The organism is Ramlibacter sp. (assembly GCF_035554825.1).
Classification (GTDB): Bacteria; Pseudomonadota; Gammaproteobacteria; order Burkholderiales; family Burkholderiaceae_C; genus Ramlibacter.
In genome coordinates, this window is sequence record NZ_DATMHS010000057.1 from 1 (window position 1) to 24,278 (window position 24,278).

16 protein-coding genes are annotated in these 24,278 nt (G+C 69.2%); 10 read left to right on the forward strand and 6 right to left on the reverse strand.

Going from position 1 to position 24,278, the window contains the following annotated elements; translation table 11 throughout:
* The 7 genes from VNT59_RS06360 to VNT59_RS06390 form a co-directional block, all read left to right on the forward strand.
* Window positions 1-606: sulfide/dihydroorotate dehydrogenase-like FAD/NAD-binding protein (locus VNT59_RS06360; RefSeq protein ID WP_325497481.1), on the forward strand; the 606-nt coding region annotated here is incomplete at its 5' end.
* An 86-nt stretch (window positions 607-692) separates the two neighbouring features.
* Window positions 693-2,189 (forward strand): NADPH-dependent glutamate synthase, encoded by a 1,497-nt coding sequence (gene gltA / locus VNT59_RS06365; protein WP_325497482.1) that lies wholly within the window; start codon window positions 693-695, stop codon window positions 2,187-2,189.
* A 57-nt stretch (window positions 2,190-2,246) separates the two neighbouring features.
* Window positions 2,247-4,172 (forward strand): 2-oxoacid:acceptor oxidoreductase subunit alpha, encoded by a 1,926-nt coding sequence (locus VNT59_RS06370; RefSeq protein ID WP_325497483.1) that lies wholly within the window; start codon window positions 2,247-2,249, stop codon window positions 4,170-4,172.
* Window positions 4,173-4,183: 11 nt separating this feature from the next.
* Window positions 4,184-5,161, forward strand: a complete 978-nt coding sequence (locus VNT59_RS06375) for a thiamine pyrophosphate-dependent enzyme (protein WP_325497484.1) — start codon at window positions 4,184-4,186, stop codon at window positions 5,159-5,161.
* 24 nt (window positions 5,162-5,185) lie between these two features.
* Window positions 5,186-7,384 (forward strand): hypothetical protein, encoded by a 2,199-nt coding sequence (locus VNT59_RS06380; RefSeq protein ID WP_325497485.1) that lies wholly within the window; start codon window positions 5,186-5,188, stop codon window positions 7,382-7,384.
* A 198-nt stretch (window positions 7,385-7,582) separates the two neighbouring features.
* The gene (locus tag VNT59_RS06385) at window positions 7,583-8,707 is read left to right on the forward strand and encodes an NAD(P)/FAD-dependent oxidoreductase (RefSeq protein ID WP_325497486.1); all 1,125 of its coding nucleotides are present in this window, start codon (window positions 7,583-7,585) and stop codon (window positions 8,705-8,707) included.
* Entirely contained in the window at window positions 8,704-10,806 is a 2,103-nt protein-coding gene (locus tag VNT59_RS06390; RefSeq protein WP_325497487.1) for a TonB-dependent receptor, read from the forward strand. Before VNT59_RS06385 ends, VNT59_RS06390 begins: the two co-directional genes overlap by 4 nt.
* Here VNT59_RS06390 and VNT59_RS06395 read toward each other — a convergent pair.
* The gene (locus VNT59_RS06395) at window positions 10,794-11,855 is read right to left on the reverse strand and encodes a quinone-dependent dihydroorotate dehydrogenase (RefSeq protein ID WP_325497488.1); all 1,062 of its coding nucleotides are present in this window, start codon (window positions 11,853-11,855) and stop codon (window positions 10,794-10,796) included. The two genes, VNT59_RS06390 and VNT59_RS06395, sit on opposite strands and share 13 nt — an antisense overlap.
* A gap of 37 nt (window positions 11,856-11,892) precedes the next feature.
* On the opposite strand from VNT59_RS06395, the gene rpiA reads away from it, so the two are divergent.
* Window positions 11,893-12,564 carry a ribose-5-phosphate isomerase RpiA gene (gene rpiA / locus VNT59_RS06400; RefSeq protein ID WP_325497489.1) on the forward strand — a complete coding sequence of 224 codons (672 nt, stop codon included), beginning with the start codon at window positions 11,893-11,895 and terminating at the stop codon, window positions 12,562-12,564.
* On the opposite strand, the gene VNT59_RS06405 is transcribed toward rpiA, so the two are convergent.
* From VNT59_RS06405 to VNT59_RS06425, 5 genes are all read right to left on the reverse strand, one after another.
* Window positions 12,565-13,149: a glutaredoxin family protein gene (locus VNT59_RS06405; RefSeq protein ID WP_325497490.1), complete on the reverse strand. Its 585-nt coding sequence runs from the start codon at window positions 13,147-13,149 to the stop codon at window positions 12,565-12,567.
* Window positions 13,150-13,236: 87 nt separating this feature from the next.
* Window positions 13,237-15,264 (reverse strand): M3 family metallopeptidase, encoded by a 2,028-nt coding sequence (locus tag VNT59_RS06410; RefSeq protein ID WP_325497491.1) that lies wholly within the window; start codon window positions 15,262-15,264, stop codon window positions 13,237-13,239.
* Between the two features lie 184 nt (window positions 15,265-15,448).
* Entirely contained in the window at window positions 15,449-16,300 is an 852-nt protein-coding gene (gene folD / locus VNT59_RS06415; RefSeq protein ID WP_325497492.1) for a bifunctional methylenetetrahydrofolate dehydrogenase/methenyltetrahydrofolate cyclohydrolase FolD, read from the reverse strand.
* 142 nt (window positions 16,301-16,442) lie between these two features.
* Window positions 16,443-17,069: a response regulator transcription factor gene (locus VNT59_RS06420; RefSeq protein WP_325497493.1), complete on the reverse strand. Its 627-nt coding sequence runs from the start codon at window positions 17,067-17,069 to the stop codon at window positions 16,443-16,445.
* A gap of 49 nt (window positions 17,070-17,118) precedes the next feature.
* Window positions 17,119-19,656 (reverse strand): PAS domain S-box protein, encoded by a 2,538-nt coding sequence (locus VNT59_RS06425; RefSeq protein WP_325497494.1) that lies wholly within the window; start codon window positions 19,654-19,656, stop codon window positions 17,119-17,121.
* 207 nt (window positions 19,657-19,863) lie between these two features.
* On the opposite strand from VNT59_RS06425, the gene aceE reads away from it, so the two are divergent.
* Window positions 19,864-22,569 (forward strand): pyruvate dehydrogenase (acetyl-transferring), homodimeric type, encoded by a 2,706-nt coding sequence (gene aceE / locus VNT59_RS06430; protein ID WP_325497495.1) that lies wholly within the window; start codon window positions 19,864-19,866, stop codon window positions 22,567-22,569.
* 33 nt (window positions 22,570-22,602) lie between these two features.
* Window positions 22,603-24,270, forward strand: a complete 1,668-nt coding sequence (gene aceF / locus VNT59_RS06435; RefSeq protein WP_325497496.1) for a dihydrolipoyllysine-residue acetyltransferase — start codon at window positions 22,603-22,605, stop codon at window positions 24,268-24,270.
* Window positions 24,271-24,278 lie beyond the last annotated feature (8 nt).

Consider the following 24,278-nt stretch of genomic DNA (forward strand, 5'->3'; position numbering starts at 1 on the left):
GTGGGCGGCGGCCTCGGCGTCGCGCCGGTGTTTCCGCAGGCCCGCGCCCTGAAGGAAGCCGGCGCCTACGTGATCGGCGTGCTGGGCTTTCGCAGCAAGGACCTGATCTTCTGGGAAGACAAGTTCCGCCGCGCCTGCGACGAACTGATCCTGTGCACCAACGACGGCTCGGCCGGCATGAAGGGCCTGATCACCGACGGCATCTCGGTCGCCCTGCAGGGCCATCCCGACGTCGACGAGGTCGTCGCGATCGGTCCCCCGGTCATGATGAAGGCCTGCGCCGACGCGACCCGCGCCCGCAAGATCAAGACCATGGTCAGCGTCAACCCGATCATGGTCGACGGCACCGGCATGTGCGGCGGCTGCCGCGTCAAGGTCGGCAGCGAAGTCAAGTTCGCGTGCGTCGACGGCCCCGACTTCGACGGCCACCTGGTCGACTTCGACGACCTCATGACGCGGCTGCGCCGCTACACCGCCGAGGAAAAGCGGGCCGAGCAGCGCTGGCACGACAACTGCCGCCTGACGCAGACGGCGGCGCCCGGGCCGGCCGCCAGGGACGAAGGCCTGGAACTCCCCGACCCGTCGGAGGAGGCGCTCGGTGGCTGAGCGCTTCCCGGCAGTCGCCGCGCCGCCGCGGCCAGCGGCCCCGCGGCGCACTCCCCACTCACTCTAGACAGACAGAGGTCCCCGGAATGGCGAAGAAGCGAACCATACGAACCATTCCACAGGAACGCACGCCGATGCGCGAGCAGGATCCCGTGGTGCGCGCGAAGAACTTCGAGGAAGTGGCATGCGGCTACAACCTGGAGGAGGCTTCGCGCGAGTCGCAGCGCTGCCTGCTGTGCCCGGACGAGCCGTGCATCTCGGGCTGCCCGGTCGGGATCGACATTCCCGGCTTCATCCGGCAGATCGGCGACAAGAACCTGCGCGGCGCGTACGACATCCTCACGCAGACCAACCTGCTGCCCTCGATCTGCGGGCGCGTGTGCCCGCAGGAGAACCAGTGCGAAGGCGTGTGCACGGTGGGCGAATCGCTGGAGCCGGTGGCCATCGGCCGGCTCGAGCGCTTCGTCGGCGACGCGGCGATCCGGGAGGGCTGGACCAACGTCCCGTACATCGAGCCGAACCGGTTCCGGGTCGGCATCGTCGGTTCCGGGCCGGCCGGGATGGCGTGCGCCGCGGACATGGCCAAGGCCGGCTGCGACGTCACGGTCTACGAAGCGTTCCACGAACCCGGCGGGGTGCTGAAGTACGGCATCCCGGACTTCCGCCTGCCCAACCCGACCATCGACGCCGAGATCGAGAAACTGAGGCAGCTCGGGGTCAAGTTCGAGTGCAACACGCTGGTCGGCCGCCTCTTCACGATCGAGCAGATGATCGACGAGATGGGCTTCGACGCCGTCTTCGTCGGGGTCGGCGCCGGCTATCCCACCATGCTCGGCATCCCCGGCGACTCGCTCAACGGGGTGCTCTCGGCCAACGAACTGCTCACGCGCTGCAACCTGATGCGCGGCCGGGACTTCCCGGACTTCGACACGCCGCTGCCGGTCGGCAAGCGGGTGGCCGTGGTCGGTGCCGGCAACACCGCGATGGACGCGATGCGCGTGTCGCTGCGCCTGGGCGCCGAGAAGGTCTATTGCATCTACCGTCGCTCGCGCAAGGAGGCGCCGGCACGGGTCGAGGAAGTCCATCACGCCGAGCAGGAAGGCGTCGAATTCCACTGGCTCACCAACCCCGTGGCCGTGCTCGACGACGGCAAGGGCGGCGTGCGCGCCCTGCGCTGCGTACGCATGGAACTGGGCGAGCCGGACGAGTCGGGCCGGCGCCGTCCGGTGCCGGTGGCGGGCAGCGAATTCGACTTCGAAACCGACCTGGTCGTGTACGCGATCGGCACCAATGCCAATCCCATCATGGGCCAGACCTCCCAGCTGAAGTTGAACAAATGGGGTTACATCGCGGCCGACGACAGCCTGGCGACTTCGGTCGCGGGGGTGTTCGCCGGCGGCGACATCGTGACCGGCGCGGCCACGGTCATCCAGGCGATGGGCGCGGGCCGCAAGGCGGCGCGCAGCATGAAGGCCTACCTGGGCATTCGCGATCCGGACCTCGCGTATCGGGACGAGGGGGCCGGCACGTTCTTGGGAATCGACAGGCGCGAACGCAATTTCGCGCGGGTGCGGCTGGCGTGAGCCGCGGAGCAGGGACGCGCGCCGCGCGACGGGCAACACAGGTCTGACGGGAACACCATGGATTCAATGACGCTGCAGCAGCCGGCCGCCACGCCGGGCAAGAAGGTTCGGGCGCCGTCCGGCGCGAAGGCGCCCGTGCGCCTGGACGAGCACATCGTGGAGATCATCAGCGACTCCGGCGAGGGCGCGCAGAAATGCGGCCAGTCGCTCGGTTCGATCGCCGCCCAGATGGGCAACGGCATCTGGACCACCGAGATCATCCCCGCGGAAATCCGGCCGCCGGCGCGCAGCGTGGCGGGCGCCAGCGGCAACCGGATCCGGATCGGGTCGGGCCGCGTCACCAACGGCGGCGACAAGACCGACCTGGTCGTCGCCTTCAACGAGCAGGTGCTGCTCGGGCGGGTACGCGCCGACGAGCTCAAGCCCGGCTGCACGATCCTGCTCGAGAGCATGTGGCGCGGCAACGGCGATGCGGCGATCGCGCAGTCGTATGCCGAAACGCACGAACGGCTGGTGGCGGCGGGCTACAAGGTGTACGAGATCCCGATGGAGCAGGAGTGCAAGGCGATCGTGTCCGACGCCAAGCGGGGCAAGAACATGTTCGCGCTGGGCATGCTGTGCCAGATCTACAGCCTCGACCTGAAGCTGGCGACCGACCAGATCTTCCTGACCTTCGGCAAGAAGGACCGCAGCGTCATCGACACCAACATCCGGCTGCTGGAGGCCGGGCATCGCTGGGCGCGCGAGCATCTCGACTTCTGCTACCAGATCCCCGCCACCAGGCCGTCCGAGGCGCAGGTGGTCGTGAACGGCAACACGGCGCTGGCGCTGGGCGTGCTGGCCTCGGGCATGGAAATCTGCGCGATGTACCCGATCACGCCGGCGACCTCGGCTTCGCATTACCTGGCGGACGTGTTCGAGAAGGTCGGCGGCGTCGTGCACCAGGCCGAAGACGAGATCGCGGCCTGCGCCTTCGCGATCGGCGCGTCGTACGCCGGCAAGTGCGCGGTGACGATCACGTCCGGTCCGGGCTACTCGCTCAAGCAGGAAGGCATCGGCCTGGCGGTGATGGGCGAGATCCCGCTGGTGGTGGTCAACGTGCAGCGTGGCGGGCCCAGTACCGGCCAGCCGACCAAGGTGGAGCAGGGCGACATGCTGGCGGCGGTGTTCGGCAGCCACGGCGACGCGCCGAAGGTGGTGATGGCGCCGGCGACGATCGAAGAGTGCTTCTATGCCATCGTCACGGCGCGCCGGATCGCCGAGACCTTCAACATGGTGGTGGTGGTGCTGACCGACGCGGGCCTGGCGACGTCGCAGCAGCCGTTCCCGCGGCCCCAGTTCAACGAGGCCTGGCTGGCACCGCCGATCGACCAGAGCCCGGTGCCGCCCGGCGCCAAACCGTACGACTGGGACGAGACGACCGGCCTGGCGCGCCGCTTCATCCCCGGCCAGCCGGGCGGCATGCACACGCTCACGGGCCTGGCCCACGACCGCGACAGCCACGTCGCGTACGACGCCGAGATCAACCAGCAATCGATCCGCGCGCGCAGCCTGAAGCTCGCGGCCTTCCAGAAGACGCTGAAGGCGCCGCCGATCTTCGGCGACGCGAGCGGCGACCTGCTGGTGATCGGCTGGGGCAGCACCAAGGGAGCGATCGAGGAGGCCGTGGCCGGGCTGCGCGCCAAGGGCCAGAAGGTGTCCTCGATGCACATCGAGTTCCTGCAGCCGCTGCCGCCGGGCATCAAGGAAGCCATGAGCGGCTTCCGCCGGGTGCTGACCGTCGAGGGCAACTGGAGCGACCGGCCCGAGGACCAGATCATCGACGAGACCAACCGCCGCTATTCGGCGCTCGCGATGCTGCTGCGCGCCCGCTACCTGGTCGACGTCGACTGCTGGAGCGAGGTCAAGGGCCAGCCGATCAAGCCCGGCACCATCCGCGAGGTGCTGCTCGCGCAACTCAAGCGAATCAAGAAGGCGGCCTGACCATGGACCTGATGAGCCCCACCGAATGCCTGCTGCAGCTCTACGAGGAGCAGTTCGAGCTGGAAGACTACCGGGCCGGCGTGCCGCGCTGGTGCACCGGCTGCGGCGACAACGCCATCCTGGCCGCCGTGCAGCGGCTGTGCCGCGACGAGGCGCTGCGGCCCGAGAAGACCGTGTTCGTGTCCGGCATCGGCTGCTCCAGCCGGTTCCCGCACTACATGAACACCTACGGCTTCCACGGCATCCACGGCCGGGCGCTGCCGGTGGCCGAGGGCGTGAAGCTGTCGCGGCCGGATCTGACGGTGTTCGTCAACACCGGCGACGGCGACTGCTGCAGCATCGGCGCGGCGCACTGGATCCACGCGATCCGCTACAACATGAACCTGACGGTGTTCCTGCACGACAACCAGATCTACGGGTTGACCAAGAAGCAGGCTTCGCCGACGTCCCCGATCGGCACCAAGAGCAACACCACGCCGCGTGGCAGCTACCTCGAAGCGCTCAATCCGCTGACGGTGACGCTCGGGGTGCAGAACGTCTCGTTCGTGGCGCAGGCGGTCGACTGGGTGCCCGAGATGCTCTACGACATCGTGAAGGCGGCCTACCACCACCGCGGCCTGTCCTTCGTGCGCATCGTGCAGCGCTGCCCGGAGTGGCTGCCGCAGGCGCTCGACCCCTGGATGCACGACCCCGACCGGCTGCAGGTGCTGCACCACGCCGACGGCGTGCAGCCCAGCGCCGCCGCCTCCAGGCTGTACAAGAACCAGCTCGAGCACGATCCGATCAACATCGATCGCGCCCGCGAGATCGCCAGCCAGCAGGACGTGATCCCGGTGGGAATCCTGTACCGCAATCCGTCGGTGCCGTGCTACGAGGAGCTGCGCCGTTCGGGCAAGCTCGTCACGCCGGCGTTCGTGCGCGAGGGGCTCAACGCCGAACTGGACAAGTACACCGTCTGGCCCGACCGGGCGAGCGAAGCAGCCGCGTAAATCAACAGCAAGCGAGTTGACACCATGCAAGCCGACACCCAAGCGCAGGTTGCGTTCTTCCTGACCGGCAGGCGCCCCGGCGAATTCCTCGACGCGGTCGACGGACTGGAGCTGCGTCCCGCGCTGTTCGCGGGGTATCGCGACCTCACCGCGCTGCGCTACGACTTCCCGGTCGTGCTCGCCACCGGCACCGCCGATGCCAGCGGCGTCGAGTCCTTGTCGGGGCTGATCGACCGGGCGCTGGCGGCCGTGGCCAAGGGGCCGGACGCCGATCGCCTGCGCAGGCACGGCTTGCGGGTCGAGCAGGAGATCCGGAAGCTGCTGGCCGGCGGCAACACCGGCGGCTTGCTGAGCGTGGTGTGGGATCTGGCCGTGTCGCGCCTGACGCCGAAGCTGGACCCGGCGTTCGTCGACAGCTGCAAGCGGCTGCGCGCCGCAATCAAGGTCGATGGCGAACTGGCCGACTGCGACGCGCACATGCCGTCGCGCGTGCTGCGGCACGTGTGGCAGGTGGCCCAGGCGCGCAAGTCGGCCCAGCTGCGCGACAAGCTGGAGCGGCTGGTGTTCAAGCTCTCGGACATCCTGCGCGCCGATTTCGAGCGCTCGGCGCAGGGCCTCAGCCCGCAGCGGCTCGCGGCCTCGATCGGCGGCGCCCATGCGGCGATGTTCGACTTCGAGCGCATGGCGTCCTTCCTGCAGAAGGTACAGCCCCGGCAGGGCATGGCCGAGAGCCGCCGCGACCGCATCGGCGCGCTGCTGGACGTGCTGAAGAAGCAGCGCTTCGTGGCGACGTCGGCGGGCGCCGGCAAGCCATACGAGTTCGAGTTCGACAGCTGCGGCGAAGCGCTGAAGGCCTGGCGCGAGCGGCAGCCGCGGCTGGTCGAACTGGCCAAGGCCATCGTCATCGCCGAACTCGAGATCGACGGCGAGTACAGCCCGCAGCGGCACGATGCGCTGTTCGAGGGCTTCGGCGCCACTGGCCTGGACCCGCGGGAACTCGATCCGTTCCCCGACTCCCTGGTGTGCCTGGCCGGCGGCAAGCTCAGCGCGCAGGAGCACGGCCGGCTGATGGAAGTGCTCGGCTCCGGCTGGCCGATCAAGGTGCTGCTGCAGATCGACGATCTGCACGACGAGGCGGGGCCGGCCGAGGCCGGCTTCGCGGCGGGATTGCGCGGTGGACAGATCGCGACCCAGGCCATCGGCCTGAACGACGTGTACGTGCTGCAGTCGGCCGGCTCCCACCTGTTCCAGTTCCGCGAGCGCCTGCAGCGCGGGGTGGCGTACCGCGGGCCCGCCTTGTTCAGCGTGTACTCCGGCGCCAGCGCCGGCGCCTCCGGGCTGCCGCCGTACCTCATGGCGGCAGCGGCGATGGAATCGCGGGCGTTCCCCGCGTTCTCCTACGACCCCGGAGCGGGGAGCGACTGGGCCGACCGCTTCTGCCTGGCGGCGAACCCGCAGGTCGATCACGACTGGCCGCTGCAGCCCTTCGCGTACGAGGACGCGCAGCACCAGCGCGTCGCCGAAGAATTGCCGTTCACGCTGGTGGACTTCCTGGCCAGCGACCGCCGCTATGGCAAGCACCTCGCGCGGGTGCCGCGCGAGCGCTGGAACGGCAGCATGATCGGCGTCGACGAGTCGCTGGCGCGGGAGGGGCGCGGCCTGCCGGACAAGATCCCCAGCGTGCTGATGGTCGACGGCGGGAACCACCTGCAAAAGGTGATCGTCGACCAGAGCCTGATCCGCCAGGCCGACCGCTGCCGCCGGCTGTGGCACAGCCTGCAGGAGCTGGGCGGCGTGAACAACTCGCATGCCCGCAAGCTGCTGGCGCGCGAGCAGAAGAGCTGGGAGCAGCGGCTGCACGAGCAGGTGCAGGCGCCGTCGGTGCCCCCGCCCGCTGCGGCAGCGGCGGTCGCGCCCGCGGCGACCGCGCCGGCTGCGGCCCCCTCCGTGGCCGCCGAGGCGCCCGCGCGCAATCCGGACGAGGCATTCATCGAGACCGAACGCTGTTCCAGCTGCAACGAGTGCACCCAGCTCAACGGCAAGATGTTCGCGTACAACGAGAACCAGCAGGCCTACATCAAGGACCCCGACGCCGGCACCTACGCGGACCTGGTGCAGGCCGCAGAGAACTGCCAGGTCGCCGTGATCCACCCCGGCCAGCCGCGCAATCCGGCCGAGCCGGGCCTCGCAGAACTCCTGGAGCGAGCCAAGCCGTTCCTGTGAGCAGCCGGGCGCGCCTGGTGCAGGCGCGTCCCGGCGATTGCGCCGCCGGCTCCGGCCCCGTGCCCGCGGCGCGGCCCGAATCTGCGGCGACAATCGGTGCATGAGTTTCGGAAGTACCTCTTTGCCCGGCACGGCCCGCGCCGCTCATCCGACGGGTCCTGACGGCTGGTCGCTGCCGAGCCCCGAGGCGGCGCGCTGATGGACCGGGTCGACACCATCGTCATCGGCGCCGGCGCGGTCGGCCTCGCCGTCGGGCGCGCCCTGGCCGGCGCCGGCCGGGAGACCATCGTCGTGGAGGCGCAGCCGCTGATCGGGCAGGGCGTCAGTTCGCGCAACAGCGAAGTGATCCACGCCGGCCTGTACTACGCCACCGGCTCGCTCAAGGCGCGGCTGTGCGTGCGCGGCAAGGAACTGCTGTACGCGCTGTGCGCGAGCCACGGCGTGGACCACCGGCGCTGCGGCAAGCTGGTGGTCGCCACCACCGAAGGCGAGGCCGCCGCCCTGCGGGTGCTGCAGACCCGCGCCGCCGCCAACGGCGTGCCGGTCGAATGGCTGGACGAGCGCCAGGCGAAGGCGCTGGAGCCGGCCCTCCACTGCGTCGCCGCGCTGTCGTCGCCCAGCACAGGCATCGTCGACAGCCACGGCTTCATGCTGGCGCTGCAGGGCGACCTGGAACGCGCCGGCGGCATGGTGGCGCTCGGCTCACCGGTGGACTCCGTGCTGCTCGGCGCCGGCGGCGCGCCGCACGTCGTGCGCATGGCCGACGGCAGCGAGGTCGCCGCCCGCGAGGTGGTCAACTCCGCCTCGCTGCACGCCTGCGCGCTGGCGCGGCGCTTCCAAGGGCTGGATCCGGCGTTCGTTCCGCGGGAACACTTCTGCAAGGGCAACTACTACTCGCTGGCGGGCAAGGCGCCGTTCACGCACCTGATCTATCCGGCGCCCGCGGACGCGTGGCTGGGGGTGCACCTCACGCTCGATCTCGGCGGGCAGGCGAAATTCGGCCCCGACCTGGAGTGGCTGGACGCCAGGCGGCCCGAGGACATCGATTACACGGTCGATCCGCGACGCGCCGACGGCTTCTACGCCGAAGTGCGGCGCTACTGGCCGGCCCTGCCCGACGGCGTGCTGCAGCCGAGCTACAGCGGCGTGCGGCCGAAGATCTACGGCCCCGGCGAGAAGGCGCCGGATTTCCGCATCGACGGCCCGGCGCTGCACGGCGTGCCGGGACTGGTGAACCTGTTCGGCATCGAGTCACCCGGGCTCACCAGCTCGCTGGCCATCGCCGAACATGTTGTGGCGTTGCTGGAGCTGGCAACGGGATGAGCCGGCTGCTGGCGGCCGTCATGGCCGGCGCCGCGGGCGCCGCGCTGGGGCAGGTCCTGCCGCAGGTCACGGTCACGGCCACCCGCACCGAGGCTTCGCCGTTCGACGTGCCGGCCTCGGTCGACGTCATCGACGGCGAGCGGCTGCGCGCCGCCGGCCGCCCCGAAATCAATCTCTCCGAATCGGTCGGCCTGGTGCCGGGCGTGATCGCGCGCGACCGGCAGAACTACGCGCAGGACCTGCAGCTGTCGATCCGCGGCTTCGGGGCTCGCTCGTCGTTTGGGGTGCGCGGCGTGCGCCTCTACGTCGATGGCATTCCGGCGACGATGCCGGACGGCCAGGGCCAGCTTTCGCACATCGATCTCGCGTCGGCCGAGCGCATCGAGCTGCTGCGCGGTCCGTTCTCGGTGCTCTACGGCAATTCTTCCGGCGGCGTGCTGCAGGTGTTCACCGAAGCGGGCGCCGGCCCCGGCACGGTGACGCCGAGCCTGGCGGTGGGCAGCGACGGCCTGGTGCGCCCCGGCATCCGCGCCAGCGGCGCAGCGCAGGGACTGCGCTACGCGGTGAGCGCCAACCGGTTCTCGTCCGACGGCTGGCGCGAGCACAGTGCGGCGCGGCGCAACCTCGGCAATGCGCGGCTGGATGTCACGCCGCGCGAAGGCAGCGACTGGACGGTCGTGGCCAACGCGCTGGACCTGCGCGCCGACGATCCGCTGGGCCTCACCCGGGCCCGGTTCGAGTCCGCGCCGCGCAGCGTCGACGCGTCCGCGGTCGCGTTCGACACGCGCAAGACGGTGCGCCAGGACCAGCTGGGCGTGGTGCACCAGCAGCAACTCGCCGGTGGCAACCGCCTGCGGCTGATGGTCTACGCCGGCCAGCGCGCGACCACCCAGTTCCAGGCGATCCCGGCCGGGCCCCAGGCCAATGCACTGCACCCGGGCGGCGTGATCGGGCTCGAGCGGCGCTATGCCGGCACCGACCTGCGCTGGACGGCGCGCTCCACCGTGGCCAGGGCGCCCTTCGAGCTGGTGGCCGGCGTCTCCTACGACACCCTGACCGAGCAGCGGCGGGGCTGGCAGAACTTCGTCGGCAGCACGCTGGGGGTCGCGGGCGCGCTGCGGCGCGACGAGGAAAACCGCGTCTGGAACCTCGATCCCTACCTGCAGGGGGTGTGGCAATTCCAGCCGCGCTGGACGCTGACGGCCGGCGTGCGTCACGGCAGCGTGCGCTTTTCGTCGGCCGACCGCTATCGCGCGGGACCGAATGGCGACGACAGCGGCGGCGTGCGCTACCGGGCGACGCTGCCGGTGGCCGGGCTGATGTTCGCGTGGTCCCCGCAAGTGCACCTGCATGCCGCCTGGGGCCGCGGCTTCGAGACCCCGACCTTCAACGAGCTGGCGTATCGGCCGGACGGCACGGCGGGCCTCAACTTCGGCTTGCGGCCCTCGCGCAGCCGCAACCTCGAGCTGGGCGTCAAGGGCCGCTCGCCGCTGGCCGGCCCTTGGCGCAGCCAGTGGAGCGCCGCGCTGTTCCAGGTGGCCACGCAGGACGAGATCGTCACCCGCACCAGCAGCGGCGGTCGCAGTTCGTTCCAGAACGCCGGCGCGACGCGCCGCCGCGGATTGGAGCTGGCCTGGAGCGCTGCCACCGATGCGGGCTGGCAGGTGCAGCTCGCGCAGACCTGGCTCGACGCTCGCTACCGGGAGGCGTTCACCAGTTGCAGCGGCGCGCCGTGCGCACCGCTCGCGGTGCCCGCCGGCAATCGCATTCCCGGCACCGCGCGAGCCGTCACGGCGGCCGAGCTCGGTTGGCAGCCGGCCCGCGGCTGGCGCGCCGGCCTCGAGCTGCGCCGCTCGGGCGCGGTGTACGTCAACGACGCCAACAGCGAAGCCGCGCCCGCATTCACCATGGTGGCGGTGCACACCGGCTATGTCTTCGAACGGAGGGGCTGGACGCTCTCGGCGGCCGGGCGCATCGACAACCTGCTGGACCGACGCGCTGCCGGCTCGGTGATCGTCAACGAAGGCAACGGCCGGTTCTTCGAGCCCGCGCCCGGCCGCGGCTGGGTGCTCAAGCTGGCCGGCAGTTACGCGTTCTGAGGACGCGGCGCGCGCAGCTCCTTCAGTGCCCGCGCCACCTCGCCCACCAGCGCCGGACCGCGGTAGATGAGCCCGGTGTAGATCTGCACCAGGTCGGCGCCGGCGCGCATTTTCGCCTGCGCGTCGGCCGCACTGAGGATGCCGCCCACGCCGATGATCGGAAAACCGGCGCCCAGCGCCGCGCGCAGCTGCGCGATCACGCGGTTGCTCGCCTCGAGCACCGGCGCGCCGCTGAGGCCGCCTGCCTCCTGGGCGTGCGGCAGCCCCTGCACCGCCGCGCGGCTGATCGTGGTGTTGGTCGCGATCACGCCGTCCATGGCGTGCCGGCGCAGCGCGGCCGCGATCACCGCCACCTGGGCCTCGTCGAGATCGGGTGCGATCTTGACGAACACCGGCACCCGCCGGCCGTGTTCGCGCACCAGCGCCGCGCGCCGTTCGGCGATGGCTCCCAGCAAGGCGTCCAGCGCCTGGTCGCTCTGCAGCGACCGCAGGTTGCTGGTGTTGGGGCTGGAGATGTTGACGGTGACGTAGTCGGCATGCGGGTACACGCCCTCGAGGCACACGAGATAGTCGCTGGTCGCGTTCTCGATCGGGGTCGCCGCGTTCTTGCCGATGTTCAGGCCCAGGATCCGGCCCCGTTCCCGGAACGACGAGCGCTTCACGTTGGCGATGAACGCCTCCAGCCCGTCGTTGTTGAACCCGAGCCGGTTGATCAGGGCGTTCGCCTCGGGCAGCCGGAACAGGCGCGGCTTCGGATTGCCGGGCTGCGGCTTGGGCGTCACGGTGCCGACTTCGACGAAGCCGAACCCCAGCGCGCCGAGCCCGTCGATGCAGCGCGCATTCTTGTCCAGGCCGGCGGCGAGCCCGACCCGGTTGGGAAAGCGCAGGCCGGCGAGTTCGACCGGGTCTTCGACCATCGCGCCGCCGACGGCCCGCTCCAGCGGCGTGCCCTGCACGGCGGCCAGCCACTGCATGGTCAGCTCGTGGGCGCGCTCCGGGTCGAGGCGAAAGAGCAGGGCGCGGGCGAGCGGATAGGGCAGCAGCGACATGGATAATCAGCGGATCAATGAACCCAAGGATTGTCGCGTGACCCAGGACGAACTCAAAGGGCTGGTCGGGCAGGCCGCGTTGCAGCACGTGGTGCCCGGCGAAATCATCGGCGTCGGCACCGGCTCCACGGTGAACCGTTTCATCGACGCGCTCGCCACCATCAAGGACCGCCTGCCGGGGGCGGTGTCGAGTTCCAATGCGTCGACCGAGCGGCTGCAGGCGCTGGGCATCCGCGTGTTCGACGCCAACGAGGTGGGCGAACTCGCGGTCTACATCGACGGCGCCGACGAGATCGACCGCCGCGGCTTCATGATCAAGGGCGGCGGCGCGGCGCTCACGCGCGAGAAGATCGTGGCCGCGCAGGCGAAGCGCTTCGTCTGCATCGCCGACGAGAGCAAGCTGGTCGACGCGCTCGGACGCTACCCGGTGCCGGTGGAAGTGATCCCGATGGCCACGCAACGGCTGGTGCGCCAGTTCGCCGCGCTGGGCGGCACCGCCAAGGTGCGGCTCATCGACGGCGTGCCGCTCGTCACCGACAACGGCCAGCACATCCTCGATGTCGCCGGACTGCGGATCACCGATCCGCCGGGCTTCGAAAGCGAAGTGAATCAGTGGGCCGGCGTGGTTTCCGTCGGCGTGTTCGCCCGCCAGAAAGCCGCCGTCTGCCTGCTGGGCACGGCCGGCGGCGTCAGGACGCTGGCGTTCTGATCAGAACTGGATGCCGCTGCGGCTGGGCGGCGGCGCACTCGGCGGCGCGGCGGGCGCCGGCGGCGCCGCGGGCGGGCTCGCCGGCCTGACCGGCGGCACGTCCTGGATCGCCACCAGCGGCTGGGCCGGCGACTGCTGGTAGCCGGCCGGCAGCTGCGAGGTCCTGGGGTAGCCGGCGGCGTCCAGCAACTGGTTCCACTCGACGTCGGAATAGCCCTTCACCCGCTCCCCGCCGATGGCGAGGACCGGCAAGGTGGCGACGCCGGCCAACCGGCGCAGCGCCTCGATGTCCTCGTTGCTCGATACCGTCTTTTCGGCATAGGGGATGCCGCGGCGCGCGAGCAGGCTGCGCGCGGCGGCGCACGGATCGCAGCTGGGGCCGGCGTACAGCGTCACCGGGTATCTGGTGGCTGCCTGCCGCAGCTCGAAGGGCAGGACGGCAACATCGGTCGCATCGCGCGGCATGGTCACCACGGGCGCGGCCTTCGCCGTCCCGCTGCCGTCGGGGGGAGCGCGGTCGGAAAACGTGATCCGCCCGTCGGGACCGACCGAGCGGTAAATCTGTTGCGCGGCGGCATCAGGCATGGCGCCGCCGGCCGCCAGCACCACCAGACCGCTCAGGCCCGCAAGAAAGAAAGGCCTCGTCGACAGCATCGAAATCACACTCCCGGTTCAGGCCATGCCCTGGTGGCGCAGCAAGGCGTCGAGACTGGGCTCGCGCCCGCGGAATGCCTTGAAGGACTCGATGGCCGGTCGGCTGCCGCCGGCCTCGAGGATGGCTTGCCGGTATTTTCGTCCCGTTTCGCGGCTTGGCAAGCCGTCCGGACCCGCGGTTTCCTCGAAGGCGGCATAGGCGTCGGCGCTCAGCACCTCGGCCCACTTGTAGCTGTAGTAGCCAGCGGCGTAGCCGCCCGAGAAGATGTGGCTGAAGGTGTGGGCCGTGCGGCTGAACGGCGGCGGCCGCAGCACGGCGACTTCGGCTCGCACCTGTTCGAGCAGCGGCATGAAGTCCTGCGCCGGGTCGTGCTCGGTGTGCAGCAGCATGTCGAACAGGCCGAACTCGATCTGGCGCAGGGTGGCCAGGCCGCTCTGGAAATTCTTGGCCGCCAGCATCTTGTCGAACAGCTCGCGCGGCAGCGGCGCGCCGGTGTCGACATGCGCCGTCATGTGGCGCAGCACGTTCCACTCCCAGCAGAAGTTCTCCATGAACTGGCTGGGAAGTTCCACCGCGTCCCACTCGACCCCGCTGATGCCCGACACGTCCAGCTCGTTCACGCGCGTGAGCATGTGGTGCAGGCCATGGCCGCTCTCGTGGAACAGCGTGATCACGTCGTCGTGCATCAGCAGCGGCGGCTTGCCGTCCACGCCTTCGGCGAAGTTGCACACGAGGTGAGCAACCGGCGTCTGCAGCCGGCCGTCGTCCGGCCGCAGCCAGCGGGCGCGCACGTCGTCCATCCAGGCGCCGCCGCGCTTGCCGTTGCGCGCCGCCGGATCGAGATAGAACCGGCCCACCAGCTCGTTGCCGCGCTCGATCCGGTAGAACTCGACGGAGGGGTTCCAGGTCGGCGCGCTGTCGCGGCGGATGCTCACCTCGAACAGGGTCTCGACGATCTTGAACAGGCCGGCCAGCACCTTGGGCGCCGTGAAGTACTGCTTGACCTCCTGCTCGCTGAACGCGTAGCGCTCCTCCTTCAGCTTCTCGCCGATGTACGACCAGTCCCAGGATTGGGGATCGGCGATGCCCAGCCGCGCCGCCGCGAATTCGCGCATGTCGGCGACGTCGCGTTCGGCGTAGGGGCGGGCCCGGCGGGCCAGGTCGCGCAGGAAGGCGATCACCTGTTGCGGCGAGTCGGCCATCTTGGGGACGACGGAGACTTCGCCGAAATTCCGGTAGCCCAGCAGGCGCGCTTCCTCCTGCCGCAGCGCGAGGATCTCGCGCATGATCGCCGTGTTGTCGTACGTGGGATCGCCCTGGTCGCTGGCGCGGGTGACGTAGGCGCGGTACAGGCGCTCGCGCAGGCCGCGGCTGTGCGCGAACTGCATCACCGGCAGGTAGCTCGGCATCTTCAGGGTGAGCTTGTAGCCGTCCTTGCCGTCGGCCTCGGCGGCGGCCCGCGCTGCCTGGACCACGTCTTCGGGCAGGCCATCGAGTTCGTCAAGGCGCGCGTAGTAGGCGAACGCGTCGGTGGCATCGAGCGCGTGCTCGCTGAACTTCTGGCTCAGCTCCGCCTGCCGCTCCTGGATCTGGGCGTACCGTTCCTTCGCCGCGCCCGTCAGCTCGGCGCCGCCCAGCACGAAATTGCGGATCGCGTTCTTGTGCGCCTGCCGCTGCTCGGCGTTCAGGGTGGCCGGGTCGATCGCCTTGTACTTCGCGAACAGCCGCTCATCCGAGCCCAGCCGCGTCCAGAAGTCGGTGACCTTGGGCAGTGCCTCGTTGTAGGCTGCCCGCAGTTCCGGGGTGTCGGCCACGCCGTTGAGGTGGCTGACCACGCTCCACGACCGCCCCAGCCGCTCGGTCGCGACGTCCAGCACCCGCGCGATGTCGTCCCAGCGGCTCGGAAAATCGGGTTGGGTCACCGTCGCCAGCGCCTGGTCGGCGGCGGCGAGGAGTTCGTCGACCGCCGGCGCCACGTGCTCGGGCCGGACCTGGTCGAACAGGGGGAGGTCGGTGAAATCGAGGAGGGGATTGCTGCTGGTCATCCTACTGATTTTGCGTCAGCGCGCGCGGATTCAATGGCTCAGCGCTTTCAAAACCCAACAGCCGAACGCAGAGGACGCAAAAACTCGGAGAGGACGCAGAAAAAAACCAAAAATCAACCTTGGATTTCTTTTGCGTCCTCTGCGTCCCTCTGCGGCCTCTGCGTTCGGCTGTTGGGTTGAATTTTCAGCTTGCCGTCCGCTCCGCGGCTTCCAGCGTATTGACCAGCAGCATCGCGCGGGTCATCGGGCCGACGCCGCCCGGCACCGGCGTGATCCAGCCGGCCACCTCGCGCACGCCCGCGAAATCGACGTCGCCGCAGAGCTTGCCTTCGTCGTTGCGGTTCATGCCGACATCGATCACGACGGCGCCGGGCTTGACCATGTCGGCCGTGAGCACGTTGCGCTTGCCGACGGCGGCGACGACGACGTCGGCCTGCCGCGTGTGCGCGGCCAGGTCTTTCGTGGCGCTGTGGCAAACCGTCACGGTGGCGTTCTTCTGCAGCAGCAGCATCGCCATCGGCTTGCCGACGATGTTGCTGCGGCCGATCACCACCGCGTTCTTGCCACGCAGGTCGTAGCCGATCGATTCCAGCATCTTCATGCACCCATACGGGGTGCATGGCACGAAGCCGGGCTGCCCGATCATCAGCGCGCCGGCGCTGGCGACGTGGAAGCCGTCGACGTCCTTGGCCGGCGAGATCGTCTCGATCACCCTGGCCGCGTTCATGTGCCTGGGCAGCGGCAGCTGCACCAGGATGCCGTGGATGGCGGGATCGGCGTTGAGCGCCCGGATCCGATCGAGCAGCGCGGCCTCGGCCATGTCGGCGGGATAGCGCTCCAGCACCGAGCGCAGCCCGGCTTCCTGGCTGTCCGTCACCTTGTGCTTCACGTAGACCTGGCTGGCCGGGTCTTCGCCGACCAGGATCACCGCGAGGCCGGGCGTCACGCCCCGCGCCTTGAGCGCCTGCGCGCGCTGCGCGACTTCGGCACGGATGGATTTGGCAAGTGCGTTGCCGTCGATGAGTTGGGCAGTCATGGAAAGCATCGAACCCAGCAGCCGAACGCAGAGGGCGCGGAAGACGCAAAGGACGCAGAAGAAAACTTTCTTGAGATGTTCTTCTGCGCCCTTTGCGTTCCTTTGCGTCCTCTGCGTTCGGCTGTTGGGTTGTTGTTGGTTGTCAGGATTTGGGAGCGTTCTGGCCCAGCGCGATCTTCAGCAGGTCGGCCACCGTGTTCGCGTTGAGTTTTTCCATGATGTTGGCGCGGTGCGCCTCCACGGTCTTGATGCTGATGCCCAGGTCGTCGGCGATCTGCTTGTTCAGGCGGCCGGCGACGATGCGTTCGAGCACCTGCGCCTCGCGCGAGGTGAGCTTGGACAGCAGCGCGTCGCGGCTGGCGGCGCTCTGGTATTCGGCGAAGGCGCCCTTGGCGTGTTCGAGCATGCGCTCGACCAGGCTCACCAGTTCGTCTTCCTTGAAGGGCTTCTGGATGAAGTCCATCGCGCCCTTCTTCATCGTGTTCACGGCCATCGGCACGTCGCCATGGCCGGTGATGAAGACGATCGGCAGCGGCGACTTGCGTTCGAGCAGCCGGTCCTGCAGCTCGAGCCCCGTCATGCCGCCCATGCGGATGTCGACGATCAGGCAGGCGACCTCGCGCGGGTCATAGCGGGCGAGGAACGATTCCGCCGAGTCGAAGCACCGCACCCGGTAGTCCTTGCCTTCGAGCAGCCATTGCAGGGAATCGCGCACGGCCTCGTCGTCGTCGACGACGTACACGGTGCCCTTCTTCGGGATCAAACTCATTCGACAACCTCCGAGCTACCCACCTTGCCCCGAGGCGTCGGCGTGGCGTTCACGCCGCGACCGGGGCATCCTTGTTTTCGATGGAATCCGGCGTGCCGGCCAGGGGAATCCAGAACGAGAAGCGGCAGCCGGCGACGTCCGTTCCATTGTAGATGTTCTCCGCCTGCATCCGGCCCTGGTGCGACTCGACGATGCTGCGGCACAGGTTCAGGCCGATGCCCATGCCTTCGGCCTTGGTCGAAAAGAAGGCCTCGTACAGCCGGCCCATCACCTCGGGCGCAAGGCCCTGGCCGGAGTCGAGCACGGAGAACTCGATCACCGGCTGGCCGTCGACGTCCTTCGGGATCACGCGCAGTTCGACGCTGCGGCGGGAAGGCGGGCGGCGCGCGTGCTCGATCGATTCGGCGGCGTTGCGCAGCAGGTTCACCAGCACCTGTTCGATCAGGATCGGATCGACCATCAGCTTGGGCAGCCGCGCGGCGACATAGTGCGAGAGCCGCACGTTGCGCCGTCGCAGCTCGATCTCGGCCAGTTCGACGGCCTCGGAGACGATCAGCGCGATGTCGGACAGCGTGCGGTTCGGTTCGCTGCGCTTCACGAACGAGCGGATGCGCTGGATGATCTGGCCGGCGCGCTGGGCCTGGCGGGCGGTCTTGTCGAGGGCGGCGAGCAGGTCTTCCTCGCTGATCTGCTGCTTGCGGATGCGCGAGACCAGCCCGTTGCAGTAGTTGTTGATGGCCGTCAGCGGCTGATTGAGTTCGTGCGCCACCGAGGAGGCCATCTCGCCCATGGTGATCAGGCGGCTGGAGGTCTGCGCGCGCTCGGCCTGCGCGGCGGCCTGTTCCTCGGCGTGGCGGCGCGGCGTGATGTCGGTGGCGATCACCATCTGGGCCAGGCGCCCGTCGACCCAGTTCAGGTAGCGCGAGCGCACTTCCAGCCACTTGCCCAGTTCCGGCACGAAGATCTCGGCGTTCTCCGACTTCGCGGAAGTGAGGCTGTTGGTGGGCAGCCCGACGAAGGAGTCGACCTCGTCGAGCGATTCGTCGGTGCGCGGATGCTCGGGCACCCCGGCCTGGGCCACCATCTGCAGGTGGCCGGCGGTCTGGACGCCGAACCAGAGCCGGTACAGCTTGTTGGCGAAGAGCAGCTCCTCGCTGCCCAGCGGCGCGACCGAGACCGAGGCGTCGAGCGCCTCCAGCACGGTGGTGAACCGCTCGTAGGACGCGGACAGCTGCTCGCGGATGCGGTTCGGCTCGGTGATGTCGGTCATGGACGTCATCCAGCCGGTCTGCTGGCCCTTGGCGTCGATCAGCGGCGACAGATAGAGGCGGGCATCGAACAGGCTGCCGTCCTTGCGCTTGACCCGCACCTGGAAGCCGCCGGCCACCGTGCGCCCATGCAGTTCGTCGTCCAGCCGCGCCATCAGCTGCTCGCGGTCGGCGTCCGGCCAGTAAGGAAAGGGCGGCGTGCGCCCGACCAGTTCGGCCTCGCTCCACCCGGTCATCTGGCAGAACGCCGCGTTCACGTAGGTGATGCGGCCCTGCATGTCGAGCGCCCGCATGCCGGTGAGCATGGAGTTCTCCATCGCGCGCCGGAAGTTGGTCTCGGCCACCAGCGCGCGTTGCGCCTGCAGGCGGCGCCGCGTGTGCCGCCAGTTGCCGATCAGCATCCACGCGGTCATCGCGCTCAACGCGCCGACCAGCCAGAACAGGCCGCTGCCGATCACGCCGAGCGAGGTGCGATAGGCCTGCGCGCGGATGATCAGTCCGTTGCCGACCGGACTGACCGGCACTTCGTATTCGTTGGGCTGGGCGGCCCAGGGCAGCAGCTGCGTGGCGCGGTTGCGCGGCGGCACCGAACTGCCCGCCAGGACCCGGTTCTTGCCATCCAGCAGCGCCACGGCGTACTTCGCCGACACCTCCGCCGGGACGGCATAGCGCAGCAGGCCGTCGATCGAATATTCGCCCAGGATCACGCCGGAGAACTTGCCCTGCTGCGCCAGCGGGATGTGCAACTGCAGCAGGCCCGTGCTGTCGGTGCCGGCGACCGGCTGCGAATACACCGGCTGCTGCAGGTCGCGCGCCAGCGTGTAGATGTCCGCGGTCTCGCCCGAGCGCAGCACCCCGCCCGCCGGCCGGATCTGGCTGCTGGACAGGCTGGGCGCCGCGTAGCTGGCGCGGATGCGGCGGCGCTCGTCGATCCAGGCCAGGGCCTGCAGCTCCGGGTACTGGATCACCATCGACTCGGCGCGGCTGACGAACTCTTCGCGGTCCATCTCCTGGTTGGAGATGTCGCGCGCCACCCGCATCAGCTGCTCCTGGCGTTCCAGCAGCCGCAACCGGACGCGCTGCTGCGCATATTCGACGTCGCGCCGCACGGCCTCGTGCTCGCGGTCCATTTCCTCCAGCCGCAGGTACCAGAAGGCGGAGACGATCGCGGCCAGGAACAGCAGCACGGCGGCCACCGGGGCGAGCATCGCGAAGCGGTCCTGCCGCGTGGCCGACTGCTGCCGCCACCAGCGCCGCCACCAGCCCGCCGTGGCGACGGGCTCCTGCTGCTGCTCGTGGGCGGTGCCGGTGACTTGCATGGAGTTCCAAGTGTAGGGGAGTGCCTGGGAGCCGAGCCGGGCGGGGCTTCCCGCCCGTTGGACGACGCGCCGCGCGGACAGTTTCCCCGATTCGAAACCATAATATGAAACGGAAAAGCACTATTTGAAAATGGCGCAAACTGTGAGACACTCCCGCGCTTTCGGCATTGCCGTACTAAATTAGCCAGTCACAGGAGGACCAGCCCCATGTCTGCACAGCCCGAGAACCTCTTCGGCCCGGCCGCCAACGACGCGGACGCGCAGGAGACCCGCGAATGGATCGATGCCCTCGCGGCGGTGATCGCCACCGAGGGTCGCGAGCGTGGCCACTTCCTGCTGGAACAACTGCTGGACCAGGCGCGCCAGCACGGCGTGGACATGCCGTTCTCGGCCAACACGGCGTACGTCAACACGATCGACGCCGACGACGAGGAGCGCTGCCCCGGCAACCTGGAGATCGAGGAGCGGCTGCGCGCCTACATGCGCTGGAACGCGATGGCGATGGTGGTCAAGGCGAACCGCCTGCACCCCGAGGACGGCGGCGACCTCGGCGGCCACATCAGCTCGTTCGCGTCGGTGGCGACCATGTTCGGCGCCGGCTTCAACCATTTCTGGCACGCCGAAAGCGAAAACCACGGCGGCGACTGCCTCTATATCCAGGGTCACAGCGCGCCGGGCATCTATGCCCGCGCCTTCATGGAGGGCCGCCTCACCGAGGAACAGCTGCTGAACTTCCGGCAGGAAGTGGGCGGCAAGGGCCTGTCGAGCTATCCGCACCCCAAGCTGATGCCCGAGTTCTGGCAGTTCCCGACGGTGTCGATGGGCCTGGGACCGCTGATGGCGATCTACCAGGCGCGGTTCCTCAAGTACCTGCACGCGCGCGGCATCGCCAACACCGAGAACCGCAAGGTGTGGGTGTTCTGCGGCGACGGCGAGATGGACGAGGTGGAAAGCCTGGGCGCGATCGGCGTGGCGGCCCGCGAGAAGCTGGACAACCTGATCTTCGTGGTGAACTGCAACCTGCAGCGCCTGGACGGCCCGGTGCGCGGCAACGGCAAGATCATCCAGGAGCTGGAAGGCACCTTCCGCGGCGCCGGCTGGAACGTGATCAAGCTGATCTGGGGCAGCTACTGGGACCCGCTGCTGGCGCGCGACAAGGACGGCATCCTGCGCCAGATCATGATGCAGACGCTGGACGGCGACTACCAGGCGATGAAGGCCAACGACGGCGCCTACGTGCGCAAGCACTTCTTCGGCCAGCATCCGAAGGCGCTGGAGATGGTCGCGAACATGAGCGACGAGGACATCTGGCGCCTGCAGCGCGGCGGCCACGATCCGCAGAAGGTGTATGCGGCCTACCACCGCGCCGTCAACACCAAGGGTCAGCCGTCGGTGCTGCTGGTCAAGACCGTCAAGGGCTTCGGCATGGGCCGCGCGGGCGAGGGCAAGAACATCGCCCACCAGGCCAAGAAGATGAGCGACGAGGACATCAAGACCTTCCGCGACCGCTTCAACATCCCGATTCCCGACGAGAAGCTCGCCGAGGTGCCGTTCTACCGGCCCGAGGAGCACACGCCGGAAATGAAGTACCTGCACGAGCGCCGCAAGGCGCTGGGCGGCTACCTGCCTCAGCGCCGCACCCGCGCCGACGAGCAGTTGCAGGTGCCGCCGCTGGAGGCCTTCAAGGCCGTGCTCGATCCGACCGCGGAAGGCCGCGAGATCAGCACCACCCAGGCATACGTGCGCTTCCTGTCGACGATGCTGCGCGACAAGCAACTGGGCCCGCGCGCCGTGCCGATCCTGGTCGACGAGGCGCGCACGTTCGGCATGGAGGGCATGTTCCGCCAGATCGGCATCTACAACCCCGAAGGCCAGAAGTACACCCCGCAGGACCGCGACCAGGTCTCCTACTACAAGGAGGACCAGCACGGCCAGATCCTGCAGGAGGGCATCAACGAGGCCGGCGGCATGGCCAGCTGGATCGCGGCGGCGACCAGCTACAGCACCAGCAACCGCATCATGGTGCCGTTCTACATCTACTACTCGATGTTCGGCTTCCAGCGCTTCGGCGATCTGGCCTGGGCGGCCGGCGACATGCAGGCGCGCGGCTTCATCCTGGGCGGCACGTCCGGCCGCACCACGCTCAACGGCGAGGGCCTGCAGCACGAGGACGGCCACAGCCATGTCTACGCCAGCACCATCCCCAACTGCATCAGCTACGACCCGACCTTCGCGCACGAGGTCGGCGTCATCCTCCACCACGGCCTGAAGGGCATGGTGGAGCGGCAGGACAACGTCTTCTACTACATCACGCTGCTCAACGAGAACTATGCGATGCCGGGCCTGAAGCCGGGCACCGAGGAGCAGATCATCAAGGGCATGTACCTCTGCCAGGAGGGCCCGAAGCTGAAGCACCGCGTCCAGCTGCTGGGCAGCGGCAGCATCCTGCGCGAATCGATCGCGGCGCAGGAACTGCTCGAGAAGGACTGGGGCATCGCCGCCGACGTCTGGAGCTGCCCGAGCTTCACGCAGCTGGGCCGCGACGGCCAGGACGCGGAGCGCTGGAACATGCTGCATCCGACGCTGGCTCCGCGCGTGCCGTTCGTGACGCAGCAGCTCGAGGGCCACGGCGGCCCGGTGATCGCTTCGACCGACTACATCAAGGCGTACGCCGACCAGATCCGGCCCTTCATCCCGGCCGGACGCCGCTACAAGGTGCTGGGCACCGACGGCTTCGGCCGCAGCGACTTCCGCTCGCGCCTGCGCGAGCATTTCGAAATCAACCGGCACTACATCGTGGTGGCCGCGCTGCGGGCGCTGGCCGAGCAGGGCACGGTGCCGGCGTCCAAGGTGACGGAGGCCATCGCCAGGTACGGCATCGCCACCGACAAGATGAATCCGCTGTACGCTTGACGCCCGCGCGCTGACACCCTGGAGAACAAGAACATGGCATTGATCGAGGTGAAGGTCCCCGACATCGGGGACTTCAAGGACGTGGCGGTCATCGAGTTGCTGGTGCAGCCGGGGCAGACCGTGAAAGCGGAGCAGTCGCTGGTCACCGTCGAGTCGGACAAGGCATCGATGGAAATTCCCTCGTCGCACGGCGGCGTGGTCAAGGAGCTGAAAGTCAAGCTCGGCGACCGGGTGAACCAGGGCTCGCTGCTGGCGCTGGTCGAAGCCGGCGATGCGGATGCGGCCCCCGTGCCTGCGCCAGCTGCCGCGCGTGCCGCAGAGGAGAGAGGTCAGGGTGGCGCTGCCCAGCCGGCGCCCTCGGCCCGGCCCGCTCCCCAGCCCGAAGCCGGGGCCGGTCCGCAATCCGGGGCCATCGAAGTGCGCGTCCCCGACATCGGCGAGTTCAAGAACGTCGCCGTGATCGAAGTGCTGGTCAAGCCCGGCGACGCGATCAAGCCCGAGCAGTCGCTGATCACCGTCGAATCGGACAAGGCGTCGATGGAGATTCCATCGTCGGCCGCCGGCACGCTGCGCGAAGTCAAGGTGAAGCTCGGCGACAAGCTCAATGCCGGCGACCTGATCGCGATCCTGGAAGGCACGTCCGGTGCCGCTGCGCCGGCGCCCCGGGCGCAAGGCAGCGCGCCGGCGCCGGTGGCGCGGCCCGCGCCCGACACCGCACGGGCGGCGCAGCGCACGCTGCCGACGGCCGCGCTGCCGCCGCAGGAGCCGGCCGCGCCCACGGGCGCGCTGCCGCATGCCTCGCCGTCGGTGCGCAAGTTCGCGCGCGAGCTGGGCGTGCCGCTGGCGGAAGTGAAGGGCACGGGGCCCAAGGGGCGCATCACGCAGGAAGACGTGCAGGCCTTCACCAAGGCGGTGATGGCCGGCCAGGTCACGACCGGCGCCGCCGGCGGCAAGGACAGCGGCGCCGCGCTGGGCCTGTTGCCGTGGCCGCAGGTGGACTTCGAGAAGTTCGGGCCGGTCGAGCGCACGGACCTGGGCCGCATCCGCCGGATCGCCGCCGCCAACCTGCATCGCAACTGGGTGATGATCCCGCACGTCACCAATCACGACGACGCGGACATCACGGAACTCGAGGCATTCCGGCTCCAGCTGAACAAGGAGCAGGAGAAGGCCGGCATCAAGATCACGATGCTCGCCTTCCTGATCAAGGCGTGCGTCGCGGCGCTGAAGCAGTTCCCGAACTTCAACGCCTCGCTCGACGGCGAGCAGCTCGTGCTCAAGCGCTACTGGCACATCGGTTTTGCCGCCGACACGCCCAACGGCCTGATGGTGCCGGTGCTCAAGGATGCCGACCAGAAGGGCATCCTGCAGATCAGCCAGGAACTGTCCGACCTGTCGGCCAAGGCGCGCGGCGGCAAGCTGAGCCCGAGCGAGATGACCGGCGCCAGCTTCACGATCTCGTCGCTGGGGGGCATCGGCGGGCGCTACTTCACGCCGATCATCAATGCGCCCGAAGTGGCGATCCTCGGCGTGTGCCGCAGCAGGACCGAACCGGTGTGGGACGGCAAGCAGTTCGCGCCGCGCCTGATGCTGCCGCTGTCGCTCTCATGGGACCACCGCGTCATCGACGGCGCGTCGGCTGCTCGTTTCAATGCCTTCCTCGGCGCTATATTGGCGGACTTCCGGCGCACGATGCTGTGAGCGCGGAA

What these genes read in the sequence shown, in the direction of transcription:
- gltA (WP_325497482.1), top strand. Translation starts at nt 693, where the DNA reads ATGGCGAAGAAGCGAACCATACGAACCATTCCACAGGAACGCACGCCG.
- VNT59_RS06370 (WP_325497483.1), top strand. Translation starts at nt 2,247, where the DNA reads ATGGATTCAATGACGCTGCAGCAGCCGGCCGCCACGCCGGGCAAGAAG.
- VNT59_RS06375 (WP_325497484.1), top strand. Translation starts at nt 4,184, where the DNA reads ATGAGCCCCACCGAATGCCTGCTGCAGCTCTACGAGGAGCAGTTCGAG.
- VNT59_RS06380 (WP_325497485.1), top strand. Translation starts at nt 5,186, where the DNA reads ATGCAAGCCGACACCCAAGCGCAGGTTGCGTTCTTCCTGACCGGCAGG.
- VNT59_RS06385 (WP_325497486.1), top strand. Translation starts at nt 7,583, where the DNA reads ATGGACCGGGTCGACACCATCGTCATCGGCGCCGGCGCGGTCGGCCTC.
- VNT59_RS06390 (WP_325497487.1), top strand. Translation starts at nt 8,704, where the DNA reads ATGAGCCGGCTGCTGGCGGCCGTCATGGCCGGCGCCGCGGGCGCCGCG.
- VNT59_RS06395 (WP_325497488.1), bottom strand. Translation starts at nt 11,855, where the DNA reads ATGTCGCTGCTGCCCTATCCGCTCGCCCGCGCCCTGCTCTTTCGCCTC.
- VNT59_RS06405 (WP_325497490.1), bottom strand. Translation starts at nt 13,149, where the DNA reads ATGCCTGATGCCGCCGCGCAACAGATTTACCGCTCGGTCGGTCCCGAC.
- VNT59_RS06410 (WP_325497491.1), bottom strand. Translation starts at nt 15,264, where the DNA reads ATGACCAGCAGCAATCCCCTCCTCGATTTCACCGACCTCCCCCTGTTC.
- folD (WP_325497492.1), bottom strand. Translation starts at nt 16,300, where the DNA reads ATGACTGCCCAACTCATCGACGGCAACGCACTTGCCAAATCCATCCGT.
- VNT59_RS06420 (WP_325497493.1), bottom strand. Translation starts at nt 17,069, where the DNA reads ATGAGTTTGATCCCGAAGAAGGGCACCGTGTACGTCGTCGACGACGAC.
- VNT59_RS06425 (WP_325497494.1), bottom strand. Translation starts at nt 19,656, where the DNA reads ATGCAAGTCACCGGCACCGCCCACGAGCAGCAGCAGGAGCCCGTCGCC.
- aceE (WP_325497495.1), top strand. Translation starts at nt 19,864, where the DNA reads ATGTCTGCACAGCCCGAGAACCTCTTCGGCCCGGCCGCCAACGACGCG.
- aceF (WP_325497496.1), top strand. Translation starts at nt 22,603, where the DNA reads ATGGCATTGATCGAGGTGAAGGTCCCCGACATCGGGGACTTCAAGGAC.